An 18558-nucleotide genomic window follows, 5' to 3' on the forward strand; every position below is an offset into this window, starting at 1 on the left:
GCCCTGTCTCATGCATCGGGACCTCATTAGGATCGAGCACGCACCGCCCGTCCCCCGCGGACTCCCCGTCCGCACCGAGGAGGTCCCGTGTTCAGCAAGGTCCTGGTCGCCAACCGTGGCGAGATCGCCGTCCGAGCCTTCCGCGCCGCCACGGAGCTGGGCGCCAAGACGGTGGCGGTCTTCCCCTACGAGGACCGCAAGTCCGAGCACGTGCTCAAGGCCGACGAGGCGTACCGGATCGGCGAGCAGGGGCACCCGGTCCGGGCGTACCTCGACCCCGCCGAGATCGTCCGGGTCGCCCTCGAGGCGGGCGCGGACGCCGTGTACCCGGGCTACGGCTTCCTCTCCGAGAACCCCGACCTGGCGCAGGCCTGCGCCGACGCCGGCATCACCTTCATCGGCCCGCCGGCCCCGGTCCTGCACCTCACGGGCAACAAGGCACGCGCCATCGCCGCCGCGAAGAAGGCCGGGCTGCCGACCCTGCGCAGCGCGCCGCCGAGCACCGACGTCGAGGAGCTGGTGCGCGGCGCCGAGGAGATCGGCTTCCCCGTCTTCGCCAAGGCCGTGGCCGGCGGCGGCGGTCGCGGCATGCGCCGCGTCGAGCGCCGCGAGGACCTGCGCGAGGCGCTCGAGGCCTGTATGCGCGAGGCCGAGTCCGCGTTCGGCGACCCCACCGTCTTCCTCGAGGAGGCGGTCGTCAGCCCGCGGCACATCGAGGTGCAGGTGCTCAGCGACGGCACGGGCACCGAGGGCGGCGTCATCCACCTCTTCGAGCGGGACTGCTCCGTGCAGCGACGCCACCAGAAGGTCGTCGAGATCGCGCCGGCACCCAACCTCGACCCCGAGCTGCGGGCGCGGATGTGCGCCCACGCGGTCGCCTTCGCCCGCGAGATCGGCTACGTCAACGCCGGCACCGTCGAGTTCCTCCTCGCCCCCGACGGCCGCTACGTCTTCATCGAGATGAACCCGCGGATCCAGGTCGAGCACACGGTGACGGAGGAGATCACCGACGTCGACCTCGTGAGCAGCCAGATGCGGATCGCAAGCGGCGAGACCCTGGCCGACCTCGGGCTCTCGCAGGACGCGTTGCAGATCCGTGGCGCGGCGCTGCAGTGCCGCATCACGACCGAGGACCCCGCCAACGGCTTCCGCCCCGACACCGGCCACGTGACGACCTACCGGTCCGCCGGTGGTGCCGGCGTGCGCCTGGACGGCGGCACGGTGTTCGTCGGCGCCGAGATCGGCGCGCACTTCGACTCGATGCTGGTCAAGCTCACCTGCCGCGGCCGGGACTTCCCGACGGCGGTACGCCGCGCCCGCCGTGCGCTCGCGGAGTTCCGGATCCGTGGTGTGTCGACGAACATCCCGTTCCTCCAGGCGCTGCTCGAGGAGCCGGACTTCCAGGCGGGCCGGCTGTCCACGGCATTCATCGACGAGCGGCCCTACCTGCGCACCGCGCGCGTCCCCGCCGACCGCGGTACCAAGCTGCTCACCTACCTCGCCGACGTCACCGTCAACCAGCCGCACGGCCCGGGTCGCACCCGGGTCTCCCCGCGGTCCAAGCTGCCCGAGATCGACCGCTCCACTCCCCCGCCGGCCGGCGCCCGTGACCGGCTCCTGCGTGTCGGGCCGGAACAGTGGGCCCGTGACCTGCGCGCGCAGGTGCCGGTCGGCGTCACCGACACCACGTTCCGCGACGCCCACCAGTCGCTGCTGGCGACCCGGCTGCGCACCCGCGACCTCATGCACGTCGCCCCCCACGTCGCCCGGCTCACGCCGCAGCTGCTGTCGGTGGAGGCCTGGGGCGGCGCCACGTACGACGTCGCGCTGCGGTTCCTGTCCGAGGACCCGTGGGACCGCCTCGCCGCCCTGCGTGAGGCCATGCCCAACCTGCCACTGCAGATGCTGCTCCGCGGCCGCAACACCGTCGGCTACACGCCGTACCCGACCGAGGTGACCGACGCGTTCGTCTCCGAGGCGGCCACGACGGGCATCGACATCTTCCGGATCTTCGACGCGCTCAACGACGTCGGGCAGATGCGTCCCGCCATCGACGCGGTCCGGGCCACCGGCACCGCGGTCGCCGAGGTCGTCCTCTGCTACACGGGCGACCTGACCGACCCGGGCGAGAAGCTGTACACGCTCGACTACTACCTGCGCCTCGCCGAGCAGATCGCCGAGGCCGGCGCGCACGTCATCGCGATCAAGGACATGGCCGGACTGCTGCGTGCACCCGCCGCCCGGACCCTGGTCACGGCCCTGCGCGAGCGGTTCGACCAGCCCGTCCACCTGCACACCCACGACACGGCCGGTGGGCAGCTCGGCACGCTCCTCGCCGCGATCGACGCCGGCGTGGACGCTGTCGACGTCGCCAACGCCGCCATGTCGGGCACGACGAGCCAGCCGCCGATGTCCTCCCTCGTGGCCGCCACCGACGGCACGCCGCGCGCGACCGGGCTGGACCTGCGGGCGGTCAACGACCTCGAGCCGTACTGGGAGGCGGTGCGCCAGCTCTACTTCCCGTTCGAGTCCGGCCTGCCCTCCCCCACGGGACGCGTCTACACGCATGAGATCCCCGGCGGGCAGCTGTCGAACCTGCGCCAGCAGGCCATCGCCCTCGGGCTCGGCGAGCACTTCGAGGAGATCGAGGACATGTACGCCGCGGCGAACCGCATCCTCGGCAACATCGTCAAGGTCACCCCCAGCAGCAAGGTCGTCGGGGACCTCGCCCTCGCGCTGGTCGGCGCCAAGGCAGACCCCGACGACTTCGAGGCCAACCCCACGGCCTACGACATCCCCGACTCCGTCATCGGCTTCCTGTCCGGCGAGCTGGGCGACCCGCCCGGCGGCTGGCCCGAGCCGTTCCGCACCAAGGCGCTGCAGGGGCGCACGCCGAAGCCGCGCGTCACCGAGCTGTCCGAGGCCGACCGCGAGGCCCTCAAGGCCGAGCCCCGGGCCACCCTCAACCGCCTGCTGTTCCCCGGACCGACCGCCGACTTCCAGCGGTCGCGCGAGGCGTACTCCGACCTCGCGGTCCTCGGAACCCGCGAGTTCCTCCACGGCATCGAGGTCGGCCACGAGCACGAGATCGACCTCGAGCCGGGCAAGCGGCTGATCATCGGCCTGCAGTCCGTCTCCGACCCCGACGAGCGCGGCATGCGTACCGTCATGTTCACGATGGGCGGCCAGCTGCGACCCATCCAGGTCCGCGACACCAGCGTGAGCGTCGACGTCCGCACCGCCGAGAAGGCCGACCCGGCGAACCGCTCGCACGTGGCCGCACCCTTCGCCGGGGTCGTGAGCCTCGGCGTCGAGGAGGGCTCCACGGTCGAGGCCGGCCAGGTCGTCGCGACCATCGAGGCGATGAAGATGGAGGCGAACATCACCGCCCCCGTCGCCGGCACCGTGAGCCGGCTCGCCATCGGCGGCCAGCAGCAGGTCGAGGGCGGTGACCTGCTCCTCGTCCTCGCGCCCTGACCGGCCGCATGAGGCTGACCTGCGACGTCGCGAGTCCTGCAGGTTCGTGCGACCCGCGTTACGGTCGAAGGAGCACGGTCAAGAAGCGGCCGGGCGTCCGACCGGAACGACACGACACCAAGGAGTGCGACATGGGCATGGACGACAAGCTGGGCAACGCCGCGGAGCAGGCCGAGGGCAAGGCCAAGGAGGCCGCCGGCAAGGCCACCGACAACGAGCGCCTCGAGGCCGAGGGCCAGACGGACCAGGCCAAGGCCGACATGAAGCAGGCCGGCGAGAAGGTCAAGGACGCGTTCAAGAACTGACCCGACGCCGTATGCCGCCCGCTCGCCCACGCGAGCGGGCGGTGTCGTGTGCGGGGGCGCCTACCAGGAGCCGCCGCCCCCGCCGCCCCCGCCACCGCCGGAGAAGCCGCCCCCGCTGGAGAAGCCGGAGCCGCCCGAGCTGCCGGGCGTGCTCGTGAAGGTGCTGCCGGCGGTGCTCGCGAACGAGTCCATGCCGTCCGCGATGCCGCCGAACGAGCCGTAGTCGCCGCCGAGGTACCAGGTCGGCATCACCAGCGGGTGCCCGGCCGCGGCAGCCGCCTCGGCCACCTGCTGGAACGTCGAGGCCCACTGCGAGGCGACGCCGAAGACGATCGCGTACGGCAGGTACCGACTGAAGACGTCCTGCGCCTCCTCCCACCGGATCTGGCTGGCCTCGGCGGTCACGAGGTACTGCTTGAAACCCTTGGACTGGGCGAGCACGGCACTGCCGTCGGCGGTGCGGGCGGCCATCCTCCTGCCGAGGAACATCGTGATGACGCCGGCGAGCAGGGTGCCGATCGACAGCGCATAGGACGGCGAGAACGGCATGCCCGCGCCGGAGGCGACCCGCGACAGCGGCTCGTGCAGCCAGAACAGGCTGATGAACCCGGCTGCCGTGAGGAGGAAGCCGAGCGACTGCCAGGTGCCCCGCTGCCGCTGCGGCGAGCGCCGGAACCAGCCGCGCTGCACGACCTCGTCGTACATCTGGGCCTGCACCTTCGTCAGGGTCGGCTTGAACCGGTTCTTCAGGTCCGAGAGGTCGACGACCTGGGCCCCGTCCCGGAAGACGCCGGCCAGCAGCTCGGCCTCGTAGATGCGCAGCGGGGTGCGGGCCTGCTCGGGGGTCGGCTCGGTGCGGGTGAGCCGCCAGTCCTTGCGGTGGCCCAGCCCGCCGCCCCCGATCTGCTCGATCCGGAGCCTGCCCCGCACCGCGAGGTCGACCAGGGTGGCGGCGACGTCGACGGTGTTGGCCGTCTCGTCGATGAGCGTCCCGACGAGCCCGGGCTGCACGCCCTCGGGCGGGGTGAACTGCACGGCGACCGTGGGGCTGGGGCCGCGCACGACGACGGCCTGCTGGCCGACGCCCGGCGTGAGGCCCGGCGTGAGGCCGGCGTACTGCTCGTCGCGGCCGCGGGTCCAGACCAGCACGCCCATGAGGCCGGCCGCGAGCAGCGGCAGGGTGATGCCGGTCCCGAGGGCCAGGGCGCCCAGCGCCTTGGAGCCCTCCTCGGTCGTCACCTGGCCGTCCGGGGAGACGGTCCCCTGCCGCAGCGACGGCGTCAGGTCGCCGAACCCGTCGAGCGGCAGCGACGCCAGGATCGTCATGCCCTCGCGCGGCTGGGCGGCCGGGGCGGAGAACGTGGCGGTCGCGCCCGGGCTGCCCTGGCAGCGCCGGGTCGAGCCGAGCTCGCCGATGAAGCACTCCACCCGGTCGACGGGCTGCGGCCCGGTGACCGAGGCGCTGACGTCCTCGTACAGCTGGCTGTTCGAGGAGTCGATGAGGTTGTAGTAGAACTCCGCGTGGTCGCTGAAGCCGTTCATGACCGAGCTGAGGTGGTACTTCACGACGTACGTCTGGGTGCCCCGGACGGTCTCGTTGGAGCGACCCACGCGGATGGTCGCGTACGTGCCGTTCTCGTCGATCACCCGCGTGTCAGCCGGCGCGCCCGAGGGCGAGCTGGCCGACACGTCGCTGAGCGGGTACTGGCGGTAGGTGGTCGGGCTGTCCTGGTAGCCGACGCGGATCTTGACGAGCCGCTCGATGCCGTGGCGGTCCTCACCGCTGGGGAACTGCCACGTGATCGTCTCGACGACGTCCGCGGAGCCGTCCGCGCGCAGGGTGAAGTCGACGTGGTAGCGGGTCGCCTTCTCGTCCCCGACCGCACTGGCCGCCGCTGGGGTGAACACGATCGCGGTCAGGGTGAGCAGCACCGCGAGGACGGCACCCGCCCCCCTCGCGCCACGCCGCCCCCCGGCCCGGTGTCGCGTCGTCCCCCCTGCCACGGTCACCGCCCCCTGGAGTGCAGGGCGCGCTCGGCGTCGCGCCGGTCCTGGCGCTCCCGCAGCGACTGTCGCTTGTCGTACTGCCGCTTGCCCTTGGCGACCGCGAGCTCGACCTTGGCGCGGCCGTCCTTGAAGTACAGGCTCAGCGGGACGATGGTGTGGCCGGTCTCGCTGGACTTGCGCTGGAGCTTGGTCAGCTCGTCGCGGTGCAGCAGCAGCTTGCGGCGTCGCCGCGGCGTGTGGTTCGTCCACGTGCCCTCGACGTACTCGGGGATGTGGACGCCCTCGAGCCACAGCTCGTCGCCGCGCCACGCGGCATACCCGTCCACGAGCGAGGCCCGGCCCATGCGCAGCGACTTGACCTCGGTGCCCATGAGGACCAGACCCGCCTCGTAGGTGTCCTCGATGAGGTAGTCGTGGCGGGCCTTGCGGTTGCTGGCGACCACCTTGCGCGCCTGTTCCTTGGCCACTGCTCTTCCTGTCCGTGTCGGTCCGGTGCCGCGTCGCGCGCCACCGGCGGTGCAACGCTACCGGTCCGACGAGCGGGGCCGCCCGGAGGTTTCCCCGAGCGGCCTGTCACCGGTGGTCCGGCGTCACAGCCAGCGACGCGGGTCCTTCGGGATGCCGTCCTCGTAGGTCTCGAAGTGCAGGTGGCAGCCGGTGGACTCGCCGGTGGTCCCGACGTAGCCGATCACCTCGCCACGGCTGACGTGGCCGCTGCGGACGACCATGCGCTCCATGTGGTTGTAGGCGGTGACCAGGTCGACACCTCGCAGGATGCCGTGGTCGATCTCGATCCGGTTGCCGTAGCCGCCGGCCCAGCCGGCCGAGATGACGGTGCCCGGCGCGGCGGCGCGGATCGGGGTGCCGCAGTTGGCCGCGTAGTCACGGCCGGCGTGCAGGCGCCAGTAGTGCAGGATCGGGTGGAAGCGCATCCCGAACTCGCTGGAGATCCAGCCGTCCGAGGGAGCCGACAGGAAGCCGTGGGCGCTCACCCGGGGCGCGGAGGGCACCCGCTTGTGCGCCTTGCGCAGCGCGGCGGCCCGCCGGGCGGCCGCGGCCTTCGCCGCCTTGGCGCGGGCGACGAGGACCCGCTGCAGGCGGGCCTGCTCCTTCTGGGCGGCGTCGAGGCTCTTGCGCTCGTTCGCCTTCTGGGCCTCGAGGGTCTTGGACTGCGCGGCTTGCTGGACGGCGAGCGCGTCGAGCTTGGCCTTGGCGTCGGCGGCCTTCGCGCGGGCGTCCTGGGCCTTGGCGAGGGCGGCCTCGGCGGCCTTCTTCGCCGCGGCGACGTCCTCGCGCAGCGCACGGATGTGTGCCTCCTGCGCGGTGGCGGCGGCGCGCGCCGTCGCGAGCCGCTGCAACGACTGCTGCTGGACGTCCATCACCGTGTCGTTCATGGCGATGCGGTTGGCGAAGTCGTCCGGGGTGGTGGCGCTGAGCGCGACCGACAGCTGCCCCATCCCCTGGTCCTGGTAGAGCTGGGAGGCGAACCGCGCGACGCGGGTGCGGCTGGCCGAGAGCTGCGCGCGGGTCGAGCTCAGCTCGTCGACCGCGCGGGCCTCGTTGGCCTGCGCCACCTGGAGCTTGACCGCCATGTCGTCGTTGTACGCGTCGGCGGCCGAGACGTCGGCGGTCGCCTTGTCGAGCGTGGCCTGGGCGACGGGCAGCGCGGCCTGGGTGCGGCGCAGGGCGAAGTAGGTGTTCTGCAGGGCGACCGAGGTGTCGTCGAGCTGCTGCTTGAGCGACTCGATCTCCTTGTCGACCTGCTTCTTGGCCTTGTTCGGGTCGGTCGCGCCCGGGGCCACGACGGCGTTGCCCGTCGTGGCGGCCAGCGGAAGGGCGGCCGACGGGGCGGCGATGCCGACGGAGCAGGCGAGGGCGAGGCCGAAGGCGGACAGGCGGAGCCGCCGCGAGGCACGCTGAGACGGGGGGAACGCGCTCATAGGCCTCATTGGTAACACAAACCACAGCGGTTTCGGGGGAAGCGCGACGCAGGATCCTCCGGACGGCTGACGAGGCCCCCTCGTCGCGCCGCCCACGGTCGGGTCAGACGCGCAGGTAGCGGCGCAGCGTCACCCAGCTGGTGAGCACCGAGACGACCAGCATGAGCGCGGCCAGCCACGGCGCGACGTACCAGATGTCGCTCGTGCCCACGAGGGGCGCGTCCTGGAGCACGGCCGACACCTTGGGCAGCAGGTAGTGGGTCGTCGCCCACAGGCCCGCGATCGCCAGGCCGGTGCCGCCGAGCGCGGCCAGCACCGTCTCCATGACGAAGGGCAGCCGGATGGTGAAGTTCGAGGCGCCGACGAGCTTCATGATCCCTGTCTCGCGGCGTCTGCTGAACGCCGCCTGCCGGATCGTGGTCGCCATGAGGAGCACCGAGCACAGCACCATGAGCAGCGCGAGGAACAGCGAGCCGACGGTGACGACGTTCATCACCGCGAACAGCTTCTCGAGCGTCTTCTGCTGGTCCTGGACGCGCCCCACCCCCGGGGCTCCCTCGAACGCGCTCACGACCACGTCGAACTTCTTGGGGTCGGACAGCTGCACGCGGAAGTTCTGCGGGATGTCGCCGACCTGGAGGTACTCCGACAGCGGCGAGTTGCGGTACTGCTCCTTGAACCGGTCGAACGCCTGCTGCTCGGACTCGTAGTAGACGTTCTTGACCAGCGGCTTCATCTGCTCGAGCTGCGCCTTGAGGGCGTCCCGCTGCTCGGGCGTGACGGCCTTGCCCTGGCAGTTGGCGTCGACCGAGTCCTTGCCGCACATGAAGATCGAGACCTGGATGCGGTCGTACCAGTAGCCCTTGAGGGTGGTCACCTGGCTCTGGGCGAGGAACCCGATGCCCATGAGGTACACCGACACCATCGTGACGAGCATGACCGAGACGGCGATCGAGGCGTTGCGGCGCAGGCCGATCCAGATCTCGCTGAGCATGAACTGCACGCGCATCAGCGACCACCTCCGTAGACGCCCTTGTTCTCGTCCCGGACGACGTGACCGTTGTGCAGCTCCACGACCCGCTTGCGCAGCTGGTCGACGATGTCGTCGTCGTGGGTGGCCATCACGATCGTGGTGCCGGTGCGGTTGATCCGGTCCAGCAGCCGCACGATGTCGAGGCTGGTCGTGGGGTCGAGGTTCCCGGTCGGCTCGTCGCACAGCAGGATCGGCGGCTTGTTGACGAACGCGCGGGCGATGGCGACGCGCTGCTGCTCACCACCGGAGAGCTCGTGCGGGAGCCGCTTCTCCTTGCCCTCGAGGCCCACCATCTCCAGCGTCTCGGGGACGACCTGGCGGATGGCGTGGCGCGAGCGCCCGAGGACCTGCAGGGCGAAGGCGACGTTCTGGTAGACGGTCTTGTTCGGCAGCAGCCGGAAGTCCTGGAAGACGGTCCCTATCTCACGGCGCAGCCGCGGCACCTTGCGCGAGGGCAGGCGCCCCACGTCCTGGCCGGCCACGAGCACGCTGCCCTGGGTGACGCCCTCCTCCTTGAGCACGAGCCGCAGGAGGGTGGACTTGCCCGAGCCCGAGGCCCCGACCACGAAGACGAACTCGCCGCGCTCGACGTCGAGGGTGATGTCGCTCAGCGCCGGGCGGGTGGACCGCGGGTAGACCTTGCTGACGTTCTCGAAACGGATCATGCGCGGAGGGGAAGCCTTACGGGAGGGGGAAGGGAACGGCATACCGCGCCGCACGCGGGGCGCCACGCACGACCACCGCAGGATAGGTCGGCAACCTCCGTATGCCGCGCAGCCGCCGGTCCTCGGCGTTGCGCCGGGCCGACGGAGCGGCTGCCGGACGCCCGGTCAGCGCCGTGCAGGCGGTGCGGCACGCCCCGCTCGGCGGGCGCGCTTGTCCTCGAGGTACTCCAGGGGCATCCCGGGCCCCGGCTCCGCTGCCACGTCCCGCGCCACGACGGTGCCGCACGTGGTGCACACCGTCTCGGCGTCACCTGGCTGACGCTGGACAGCTGGCTCAGCTTCCCCGAGGACCAGAAGGAGTGGAACGGGACCACCGTCCGCTTCGACATCCGGGCGACGGACGAGGGCACCGAGCTCGTCTTCACGCACGAGGGACTCACCCCTGCCGCGGAGTGCTACACGGTGTGCCACACCGCCTGGGGCGACTACGTGACCGGCAGCCTGCGGGACCTGGCCCTCGACGGGTCCGGGACCCCGAACGCCTTCGAGGGTCCCGAGGCCCTCGCGCTGGCACAGCAGGGCCGCTCCTCGCGGTGAGCCGTCGGACCCACCCCACGGTGCCGTCGGGGTGGGTCCTGGCCTGACCCCACCCACGAGCCGGCGTCGTGGGTGGGGTCAGGCCTGGGCGGCCTTCTCCTGCTCCTTGCGCCAGCGGACCCCGGCCTCGATGAAGCCGTCGATGTCGCCGTCGAAGACGGCAGAGGGGTTGCCGACCTCGTACTCGGTGCGCAGGTCCTTGACCATCTGGTAGGGCTGGAGGACGTAGGAGCGCATCTGGTCGCCCCAGCTCGCCTTGATGTCGCCGGCCATCTCCTTCTTCGCGGCAGCCTCCTCGGCCTGCTTCTGGAGCAGCAGCCGGGACTGGAGCACGCGCAGGGCGGCGGCGCGGTTCTGGATCTGGCTCTTCTCGTTCTGCATCGAGACGACGATGCCGGTCGGGATGTGCGTCATCCGGACCGCGGAGTCGGTGGTGTTGACCGACTGGCCACCGGGGCCCGAGCTGCGGAAGACGTCGACCTTGATCTCGTTCTCGGGGATGTCGATGGAGTCGGTCGACTCGATGAGCGGGATGACCTCGACGGCGGCGAAGCTCGTCTGGCGCCGGCCCTGGTTGTCGAACGGGCTGATCCGGACCAGCCGGTGCGTGCCGCCCTCGACCGAGAGGTTGCCGAAGGCATACGGCACGTTGACCTCGAAGGTCGCGGACTTCAGCCCGGCCTCCTCGGCGTAGGACGTGTCCATGACCTTGGTCGGGTAGCCGTGGCGCTCGGCCCAGCGCAGGTACATCCGCATGAGCATCTCGGCGAAGTCCGCGGCGTCGACGCCACCGGCACCGGCACGGATGGTGACGACGGCCTCGCGCTCGTCGTACTCCCCCGACAGCAGGGTGCGGACCTCCAGCTCGGCGACGGCCTTCTTCAGGGAGGCCAGCTCGGTCTCGGCCTCGGCCATGGTGGCCGCGTCGCCGCCGTCCTCGGTGCCCATCTCGACCAGCACCTCGAGGTCGTCGATCCGGGAGTCCATCCCGGTGACCCGCTCGTACTCGGCGTTGGCCCGGGAGAGGGCGGAGGTGACCTGCTGGGCGGCCTCGGGGTCGTCCCAGAGGTCGGGTGCGCCGGACTTGGCCTCGAGGTCCTTGATCTGCGCCCGGAGGGCCTCGAGGTCGGTCACCTCGCGCACCGAGTCCATGGTGCTGCGAAGGTCCTTGATCTCCTGGGAAAAGTCGGTCGCCACGAGGGTCAAGCCTAGGGCACCTGCGTCCGGGCCCCGGACGCGTGTGTGCCGCGTGGAGGCTCCACGCGGCACACACGACGTTCCTGGGGCGGGACTGCGGCTAGACCACCAGGCCCAGCACGAGGACGAACACGAGCCCGGTCACCGACAGCACGGTCTCCATCAGCGACCACGACTTGATGGTCTGGCCGACCGACAGGCCGAAGTACTCCTTGACCAGCCAGAAGCCGGCGTCGTTGACGTGGGAGAAGAACACCGAGCCGGCGCCGATCGCGAGCACGAGGAGCGAGACCTCGCCGGTGCTCATGCCGGCCGCGAGCGGGGCCAGGATGCCCGAGGCGGTGACGGTGGCGACGGTGGCCGAGCCGGTGGCGAGGCGGATGAGGACCGCCACCACCCAGGCGAGCAGGAGCACGGAGATCCCGCTGCCCTCGACCCACTGGGCGACGAGCTTGCCGATGCCGGTGTCGACGAGGGTCTGCTTGAAGCCACCGCCCGCGGCGACGATGAGGATGATGCCCGCGATGGGGGGCAGCGACTTCTCCATGGAGGTGGCGAGCGCACGGGTGCCCATGCCCGCGCCCCGGCCGAGGGTGAAGAACCCGACGATGACGGCGATGAGCAGGGCCACCAGCGGCGTGCCCAGGAAGTCGAGCACGGTGCGCACGGCGTTGCCGTCGGCGGCGAAGATGTCGGCCAGCGCCTTGCCCATCATGAGCACGACGGGGGTGAGCACGGCGAAGAGGGTGACGCCGAAGGACGGACGGCGGACCAGCTTGCCGCCCTCGCGCTCCTCGTCCTCTGGGGTCGAGTACAGCTCGGGGGTGGCGGCGTCGACCCAGCGGCCGGCGAACCGGGCGAACAGCGGCCCGGCGATGGCGACGGTCGGCACCGCCACGAGCACGCCGAGGCCGAGGGTGATCCCCAGGTTGGCCTTGAGCGCGTCGATCGCCACGAGCGGGCCGGGGTGCGGCGGCACGAGGCCGTGCATCGCCGACAGGCCGGCGAGGGCCGGGATGCCGACCTTGATGATCGACAGCCCCGAGCGACGGGCGACGAGGAAGATGACGGGCATCAGCAGGACGAGGCCGATCTCGAAGAACATCGGCAGTCCGATGAGCGCACCGACGCCGGCCATCGCCCACGGCAGGGTGCGCGCCGAGGAACGGCCCACGATGGTGTCGACGATCTCGTCGGCGCCGCCGGAGTCGACGAGCAGCTTGCCGAACATGGCGCCCAGGGCAATCAGGGTGCCCACGCTGGCCGCGGTCGACCCGAAGCCCTTGGTGTAGCTGTCGATGACGTCGGACATGGCGACGCCGGCCACGGCGCCGACGGCCAGCGAGCCGATCGTCAGGCCCAGGAACGGGTGCAGCTTGAACTTCGTGATCAGCAGGACGATCACGGCGATGCCGATGAGGGCGGCGGGCACGAGCCGGGCGGCCGGGATGGCCGGTGCATCGGCCGCCGGCGAGGCTGCGAGCAGGTGCAGCGTCGGGAGCAGGTCGGTGGTCATGCGGTGTGGATGTCCTTCGAGGTGAGGAGGGAGAGGGATTCGGTGACGAGGTCGTCGACGGGGTGGGCGACGTCGAGGACCGCGCCGTGCTCGTCCGGCTGGAGCGGCTCGAGCGTGGAGAACTGGCTGTCGATGAGGGCGGCCGGCATGAAGTGGGCCGGGCGCGCCGCCACCCGCTGGGCCAGCACGTCCCGGTCACCGTGGAGGTGCAGGAACGTCGTCCGGGGCGCCTGCGCGGCGAGGATGTCGCGGTAGGAGCGCTTGAGCGCCGAGCAGCTGGCCACCCCACCGGTGGACTCGTGCTCGGCGAGCCAGGCGGCGATCGACTCCAGCCACGGGCGTCGGTCGTCGTCGTCGAGCGGGACGCCGGCCGACATCTTGGCGATGTTGGCCTCGGGGTGGAAGTCGTCCGCGTCGGCGAACGGCACCCGGAGCCGCTGGGCGAGCGCGGCACCAACGGTCGTCTTGCCGGAGCCGGAGACCCCCATGACGACCACCAGCGGTGGGGGTGGGGGTGAGGTCGAGGTCATCGCGAACTCCTTCGTCCGGCTCCGGGCTCGTCGTCGAGCCGCATCGCCGTCCACGGTGACGCATCAGAACCGGTTTGACAAGAGTTTATGAGCAATAAATCTGACTTAGTGGTCGCGATCACGGCACAAGACGGTGGTCTGGCACGCTTGTGGGCATGCCGCGCAGCGCCGACTCCCCTGCCCCGCCCGCACGCCCGCCGGTCGGCGCGGAGCCGGGCCTGCACGCCAGCGTGCTGGACGCGCTCGGGGCGCAGATCGTCGGCGGCGAGGTGGCGGTCGGCGAGGTCCTGCGCATCGACCAGCTCGACGCCCGCTTCGGCGTGTCCCGCTCCGTCGTGCGGGAGGCGGTCCGGGTGCTCGCCTCGATGGGGCTGGTGGAGACCCGGCGCCGGCTCGGGGTGCGGGTGCGCCCGCGCGACCAGTGGAACGTCTTCGACCCGCGGGTGATCCGGTGGCGGCTGGCCGGGCCGGGCCGGGAGGACCAGCTGGTCTCCCTCGGCGAGCTGCGCCGGGGCTTCGAGCCCGTCGCCGCCGAGCTCGCGGCCCAGCGGGCCACGCCGGAGCAGTGCGGCGCCATGGTGGGTGCCGTGGTGCAGATGGGCGTGCACGCCAAGGCGCAGGACCTCGAGGGCTACCTGGTCGCGGACACCCTGTTCCACACGACGATGCTCCAGGCCTCGGGCAACGAGATGCTCGCGGCGCTGTCGACGGTGGTCTCCGAGGTGCTGGCCGGCCGCACCCACCACCGCCTCATGCCGACCAACCCCAACCCGGCTGCGATCCGCCTGCACGGCGACGTGGCGGAGGCGATCGGCAGCGGCGACCCGCAGGCGGCCTCGGCGGCCATGCGGGCGATCATCGACGAGGCGAGCTCGGCCCTGCTCGCGATCAAGGCCGCCGACGCCCGGGAGTGACTCCCGGGGGCCGGCGGCCTCGGTCTCTCAGCATGGTCGGAGCGCCCTGACCCGCCGGGGCAGCCGCTCGCAGCGTCACCCAGCGCGTCAGGGCGTGACCCCGCCTTCGGGGCGTCCAGCCACTCAGAGCGGGCAGGTGTTGACCAGGTCGCCGCTCGCGGGCCGCGGGTAGGTCCGGTCGGATGGGGGCTCGACGCCCCGGTCCACCCACGCGGTGAGCGCGTCGAAGCCGGACTGCGCGCACGGCAGCAGCGGGCGCAGCTTGTCCGGGAACGCGGCATACAGGCCGTCGGTGTGGGTGCCGTCGGTGATCGTGTAGTACCGGTGCAGGTCACCCCGGCCGGCGGCGTCGATGAGCCGGTCGTAGACGTCCGCGTCGGTCCTCGGTGGCAGCAGCGTGTCGAGCGAGCCCTGGACGGTGATGAGCGGCTTGCCCACCCGACCGGTCAGCTGGACGCTCGCGACGGCGTCCTTCACCGACTGCGGCCGCGAGGCGTAGTCGTAGTCGGCGTCGCAGGCCGGGGTACCGCTGGCGCAGAACGGCGTGCCCGCCTTGAGGTCGCCGTCGTAGGACGGGTCGAACTCCTCGCGGTAGATGCGCTGGGTGAGGTCCCAGTACACCGAGTAGTGGAACGGCCACAGGAACTCCGACCCCGGCACGAACCCGGCCGCGATCATCGCGTCGTGGGCCGCCTGGTCGCCGGTCGCGGCATACGCCGGGTAGTTCTTCAGCGCGGTCGGCAGGTAGGTGAACAGGTTCGGGCCGTCCGCGCGGAAGAGGGTGCCCTCCCAGTCCAGGCCGCCGTCGTAGAGGTCGGGACGGTTCTCCAGCTGCCACCGGGTGAGGTAGCCGCCGTTGGAGATGCCGAACATGAACGTCCTCGCCGGCGCCTTGGCGTAGACCTGCTTGAGGACCTTCTTCGAGGCGATGGTGAGCTGGGTGACCCGGCTGTTCCACTCACGGACCGAGCCGCCGGGCGAAGAGCCGTCGTCGTAGAACTTCAACCCGACGTTGCCCTTGTCCGTGGCGGCGAACGCGTAGCCCTTGGAGAGCACCCAGTCGCTGATGATGAAGTCGTTGGCGTACTGGGCGCGGTTGCCCGGCGAGCCGCTGACGACGAGGCCGCCGTTCCAGTGGTCGGGGATGCGCAGGACGAACTGGCTGTCGTGGTTCCAGCCGTTGTCGGTGTTCGACGTCGAGGTGTCGGGGAAGTAGCCGTCGACCTGGATGCCGGGGACGCCGGTCGGGTTCACCGTGCCGGGTGCGTTGAGGCCGGCCCAGTCGCTCGGGTTCGTGTGGCCGGTCTTGGTGGTCCCGGCCGTGGTGAGGTCCTCGAGGCAGGCGGTCTTCTGGACCTCCGCGCCGGGGACGCGGATCGTGGACTCGCGGGCACAGTGCGCACCCTGCGGCTTGTCGGCGGCCGCAGGGCCGGCGGTGAGCAGCGCGGTGCCGAGGGCGAGCGCTGCGGAGGTGGCGAGGGCGGCGTACCGCCGGCGTGACGTCGTTGTCGGGCGCATGGGGGCCATCGTTCGCGCGGCCCGCAGGGGGCTCAATGTGGGGGCGGCACACAGTGCCCGCGTGCCCGGTGTGCCCCTGACGTGCAGGTATGCCGTTCGGTCGCCCGGCGGGTTTAGGCCGTCGCGCGCAGGAGGTCGCGGGTGATCTCGAGCTGGCCACGGTGCTGGGCCAGCTCCTCGTACACGTGCAGCAGCACCTCGCCCTGCGTGGCGTACTCGTCCCCGCCCTCGGGGTGCGCGGGAGGCTGGTCGGGGCTCGCCGCCCGCACCCAGCGTGCGAAGTCGGCGCGCAGGGCGTCGGTGGCAGCGGCAAGCTCGGCGACCGGTCCGCTCGCGGTGAACTCGCCGGCGCGGTCCCGCGGCACAAGCCGGTGGAGGTTGATCGTCGACGCCCACGTCGCGCACACGCCGAGGCAGTGCGTGAGGATCTGGAACGGGCTGTTGGCGCCGGGCAGGTCGGGCCGCCGGTTCGCCAGGTCGTCGCCGAGCTCGGTGACGATGTCGCGCATCGCCACGAGCGCCTCGTCGCAGAACCGCAGGTACACCTCGGCCGTGATCATGCGTCCTCCCCCGCCTCATCGTCGGCAGGCTGCGCCGCCACGTCCGCCGACCCTCCCACAGGGGTGGCCGTGCCGGTCTCGAGCAGCTGCCGGAAGCCGGCCTCGTCGAGGATGGGACGGCCGAGCTCGCGGGCCTTGTCCTCCTTGGACCCGGCGTTCTCTCCCACGACGACCCAGTCGGTCTTCTTCGACACCGACCCGGACGCCTTGCCACCGCGGGCCAGGATCGCCTCCTTGGCCTCGTCGCGGCTGAAGCCCTCGAGCGAGCCGGTCACGACGACGGTCATGCCGGTGAGCGTCTGCTCGACGGACTCGTCGCGCTCGTCCTCCATCCGCACGCCGTCGGCAGCCCACTGCTCGACGATGCGCACGTGCCAGTCGTTGCCCTCGCCGTCGAACCAGTCGCGGACGGCGTCGGCGATGACACCACCGACACCCTCGACCCCCGCGAGCTCCTCACGGGAGGCGTCGCGGATCGCCTGCATCGTGCCGAAGTGCTGGGCGAGCGCCCGCGCCGCGGTCGGGCCGACGTGTCGGATCGACAGCGCCACCAGGACGCGCCACAGCGGCTGGGTCTTGGCCTGCTCGAGGTTGGCGACGAGCCGGGCACCGTTGGCGGACAGCACGCGGCCGTCGACGACGGCGTCCTCGGGGTCGCTCTTCTTCGCCGCCCGGGTGAAGAGCGCCACGCGGGCGATGTCCTCGTCGCGCAGCCCGAACAGCCCGCTCTCGTCCTCGATCACCCCGGAGTCGAGCAGCGCCCCCGCGCCCTCCCAGCCGAGCGCCTCGATGTCGAAGGCTCCCCGGCCCGCGAGCCCGGCCAGGCGCTCGCGCAGCTGCGAGGGACAGGTGCGGGCGTTGGGGCAGCGGATGTCCTTGTCGCCCTCCTTCTCCGGGCGCAGCTCGGTGCCGCAGGACGGGCAGTGCGTCGGCATGACGAACGCGCGCTCGGTGCCGTCACGCAGGTCCACGACCGGCCCGAGGATCTCGGGGATGACGTCACCGGCCTTGCGCAGCACCACGGTGTCGCCGATCAGCACGCCCTTGCGCTTGACCTCGTCGGCGTTGTGCAGCGTGGCGCGCTCGACGGTCGAGCCGGCGACCACGACCGGCTCCATGACGCCGAACGGAGTCACCCGCCCGGTGCGGCCGACGTTGACCTGGATGTCGAGGAGCCTGGTGTTGACCTCCTCCGGCGGGTACTTGTACGCGATCGCCCACCGGGGAGCCCGCGACGTCGACCCCAGCCGGCGCTGGAGCGCGACCTCGTCGACCTTGACGACGATCCCGTCGAGCTCGTGCTCGACGCTGTGCCGGTGCTCGCCGTAGTACGCGACGTACTCCTGCACCTCGGCGACCGTCGAGAGCACCTTGAAGTGCGTCGAGATCGGGAGCCCCCAGGCGCGGAACAGCTCGTACGCCTCGGACTGCCGGGTGAGGTCGAAGCCCTCGCGGAACCCGATGCCGTGCACCAGCATCCGCAGCCCGCGGCTCGCCGTGACCCGGGGGTCCTTCTGCCGCAGCGACCCCGCCGCCGTGTTGCGGGGGTTGGCGTAGGGCGCCTTGCCGGCCTCGACGAGCGAGGCGTTGAGGTCGGCGAACGCCTCGACCGGGAAGTACACCTCGCCGCGGACCTCCACCCTCGCCGGGTGGTCGGTGCCCTCGAGCTGGTGCGGTATGCCGTCGATCGTCCTGACGTTGTTGGTGACGTCCTCGCCCGTGCGGCCGTCGCCACGGGTCAGCGCGCGCGTGAGCCGGCCGTTCTCGTAGAGCAGGTTGACCGCGAGCCCGTCGATCTTGAGCTCGCAGAGGTAATGGAAGTCGGTGGTGCCGGCGTCGCGCTCGACCCGCCCCGCCCACTGCGCCAGCTCCTCGGGCGAGAAGCAGTTGTCCAGCGACAGCATCCGCTCGAGGTGGTCGACGGCCTGGAAGTCGGTCGAGAACACCGCACCCCCGACCTGCTGGGTCGGGCTCTCGGGCGAGCGCAGCTCGGGGTACTCCTCCTCCAGCTCGCCCAGGCGGCGGATCAGCTGGTCGTACTCGGCGTCGCTGATCGTCGGCGCGTCCTTGACGTGGTAGGCGAACTGGGCGGCGCTGGCCCGGTCGGCGAGGTCGGCCCACTCGTGCCGCGCCCCCTCGGGCACGACCTCGGAGACGAGGGTGTCGGGGGCAGCAGCGCTCGAGCCGTTCTCACTCACGCGCCTCATCCTGCCGCACCCCACCGACGTCCCGCCCGCGACGGCGGGCACGCGGCACGCGGCCAGTGCGTTGTCCCGGGTGGCAGCCCCCCGGCATACCG

14 protein-coding genes are annotated in these 18558 nt (G+C 71.7%); 3 read left to right on the top strand and 11 right to left on the bottom strand.

Annotation, left to right across the window (positions count from 1 at the left end):
• The first annotated feature begins 87 nt into the window (after window positions 1–87).
• Together J2X64_RS02325 and J2X64_RS02330 are read left to right on the top strand one after the other, a co-directional pair.
• Complete coding sequence (locus J2X64_RS02325) at window positions 88–3477, top strand: pyruvate carboxylase (protein WP_310149025.1); 3390 nt, start codon at window positions 88–90, stop codon at window positions 3475–3477.
• Window positions 3478–3608: 131 nt separating this feature from the next.
• Window positions 3609–3782, top strand: coding sequence for a CsbD family protein (locus J2X64_RS02330; RefSeq protein WP_310149027.1), 174 nt, complete (start codon window positions 3609–3611; stop codon window positions 3780–3782).
• Between the two features lie 60 nt (window positions 3783–3842).
• On the opposite strand, the gene J2X64_RS02335 is transcribed toward J2X64_RS02330, so the two are convergent.
• The 8 genes from J2X64_RS02335 to J2X64_RS02370 all read right to left on the bottom strand — a co-directional run bounded on the left by J2X64_RS02335 (window position 3843) and on the right by J2X64_RS02370 (window position 13267).
• Window positions 3843–5714, bottom strand: coding sequence for a DUF2207 domain-containing protein (locus J2X64_RS02335; RefSeq protein WP_310149030.1), 1872 nt, complete (start codon window positions 5712–5714; stop codon window positions 3843–3845).
• A 74-nt stretch (window positions 5715–5788) separates the two neighbouring features.
• Window positions 5789–6256 (bottom strand): SsrA-binding protein SmpB, encoded by a 468-nt coding sequence (gene smpB, locus J2X64_RS02340; RefSeq protein WP_310149034.1) that lies wholly within the window; start codon window positions 6254–6256, stop codon window positions 5789–5791.
• Between the two features lie 123 nt (window positions 6257–6379).
• On the bottom strand, window positions 6380–7729 hold the full coding sequence (locus tag J2X64_RS02345) for a peptidoglycan DD-metalloendopeptidase family protein (protein ID WP_310149036.1): 1350 nt from the start codon (window positions 7727–7729) through the stop codon (window positions 6380–6382).
• A gap of 103 nt (window positions 7730–7832) precedes the next feature.
• Window positions 7833–8738 (bottom strand): permease-like cell division protein FtsX, encoded by a 906-nt coding sequence (ftsX, locus tag J2X64_RS02350; protein WP_310149039.1) that lies wholly within the window; start codon window positions 8736–8738, stop codon window positions 7833–7835.
• Window positions 8738–9427, bottom strand: a complete 690-nt coding sequence (ftsE, locus tag J2X64_RS02355) for a cell division ATP-binding protein FtsE (protein ID WP_310149042.1) — start codon at window positions 9425–9427, stop codon at window positions 8738–8740. The genes ftsX and ftsE overlap by 1 nt, the downstream gene beginning before the upstream one ends.
• Before the next feature lie 675 nt (window positions 9428–10102).
• Window positions 10103–11221, bottom strand: a complete 1119-nt coding sequence (prfB, locus tag J2X64_RS02360; protein ID WP_310149046.1) for a peptide chain release factor 2 — start codon at window positions 11219–11221, stop codon at window positions 10103–10105.
• 100 nt (window positions 11222–11321) lie between these two features.
• Complete coding sequence (locus J2X64_RS02365) at window positions 11322–12737, bottom strand: gluconate:H+ symporter (RefSeq protein WP_310149048.1); 1416 nt, start codon at window positions 12735–12737, stop codon at window positions 11322–11324.
• Entirely contained in the window at window positions 12734–13267 is a 534-nt protein-coding gene (locus tag J2X64_RS02370) for a gluconokinase (RefSeq protein WP_310149052.1), read from the bottom strand. The genes J2X64_RS02365 and J2X64_RS02370 overlap by 4 nt, the downstream gene beginning before the upstream one ends.
• A gap of 155 nt (window positions 13268–13422) precedes the next feature.
• On the opposite strand from J2X64_RS02370, the gene J2X64_RS02375 reads away from it, so the two are divergent.
• Complete coding sequence (locus tag J2X64_RS02375) at window positions 13423–14181, top strand: FadR/GntR family transcriptional regulator (protein WP_310149055.1); 759 nt, start codon at window positions 13423–13425, stop codon at window positions 14179–14181.
• Window positions 14182–14304: 123 nt separating this feature from the next.
• Here J2X64_RS02375 and J2X64_RS02380 read toward each other — a convergent pair whose 3' ends face one another.
• The 3 genes from J2X64_RS02380 to ligA form a co-directional block, all read right to left on the bottom strand.
• Entirely contained in the window at window positions 14305–15699 is a 1395-nt protein-coding gene (locus tag J2X64_RS02380; protein WP_310149057.1) for a tannase/feruloyl esterase family alpha/beta hydrolase, read from the bottom strand.
• Between the two features lie 113 nt (window positions 15700–15812).
• Window positions 15813–16259 carry a DinB family protein gene (locus J2X64_RS02385; protein WP_310149059.1) on the bottom strand — a complete coding sequence of 149 codons (447 nt, stop codon included), beginning with the start codon at window positions 16257–16259 and terminating at the stop codon, window positions 15813–15815.
• The gene (gene ligA / locus J2X64_RS02390; RefSeq protein WP_310149062.1) at window positions 16256–18466 is read right to left on the bottom strand and encodes an NAD-dependent DNA ligase LigA; all 2211 of its coding nucleotides are present in this window, start codon (window positions 18464–18466) and stop codon (window positions 16256–16258) included. Before ligA ends, J2X64_RS02385 begins: the two co-directional genes overlap by 4 nt.
• Between the last annotated feature and the right edge of the window lie 92 nt (window positions 18467–18558).

It is taken from the genome of Phycicoccus sp. 3266 (assembly GCF_031456495.1).
Taxonomy (GTDB): Bacteria; Actinomycetota; Actinomycetes; order Actinomycetales; family Dermatophilaceae; genus Pedococcus.

Coding starts and splice junctions, on each gene's coding strand:
- J2X64_RS02375 (WP_310149055.1), top strand. CDS start 13,423: ATGCCGCGCAGCGCCGACTCCCCTGCCCCGCCCGCACGCCCGCCGGTC.
- J2X64_RS02370 (WP_310149052.1), bottom strand. CDS start 13,267: ATGACCTCGACCTCACCCCCACCCCCACCGCTGGTGGTCGTCATGGGG.
- J2X64_RS02385 (WP_310149059.1), bottom strand. CDS start 16,259: ATGATCACGGCCGAGGTGTACCTGCGGTTCTGCGACGAGGCGCTCGTG.
- J2X64_RS02330 (WP_310149027.1), top strand. CDS start 3,609: ATGGGCATGGACGACAAGCTGGGCAACGCCGCGGAGCAGGCCGAGGGC.
- ftsE (WP_310149042.1), bottom strand. CDS start 9,427: ATGATCCGTTTCGAGAACGTCAGCAAGGTCTACCCGCGGTCCACCCGC.
- ftsX (WP_310149039.1), bottom strand. CDS start 8,738: ATGCGCGTGCAGTTCATGCTCAGCGAGATCTGGATCGGCCTGCGCCGC.
- J2X64_RS02365 (WP_310149048.1), bottom strand. CDS start 12,737: ATGACCACCGACCTGCTCCCGACGCTGCACCTGCTCGCAGCCTCGCCG.
- J2X64_RS02380 (WP_310149057.1), bottom strand. CDS start 15,699: ATGCGCCCGACAACGACGTCACGCCGGCGGTACGCCGCCCTCGCCACC.
- ligA (WP_310149062.1), bottom strand. CDS start 18,466: ATGAGGCGCGTGAGTGAGAACGGCTCGAGCGCTGCTGCCCCCGACACC.
- J2X64_RS02345 (WP_310149036.1), bottom strand. CDS start 7,729: ATGAGCGCGTTCCCCCCGTCTCAGCGTGCCTCGCGGCGGCTCCGCCTG.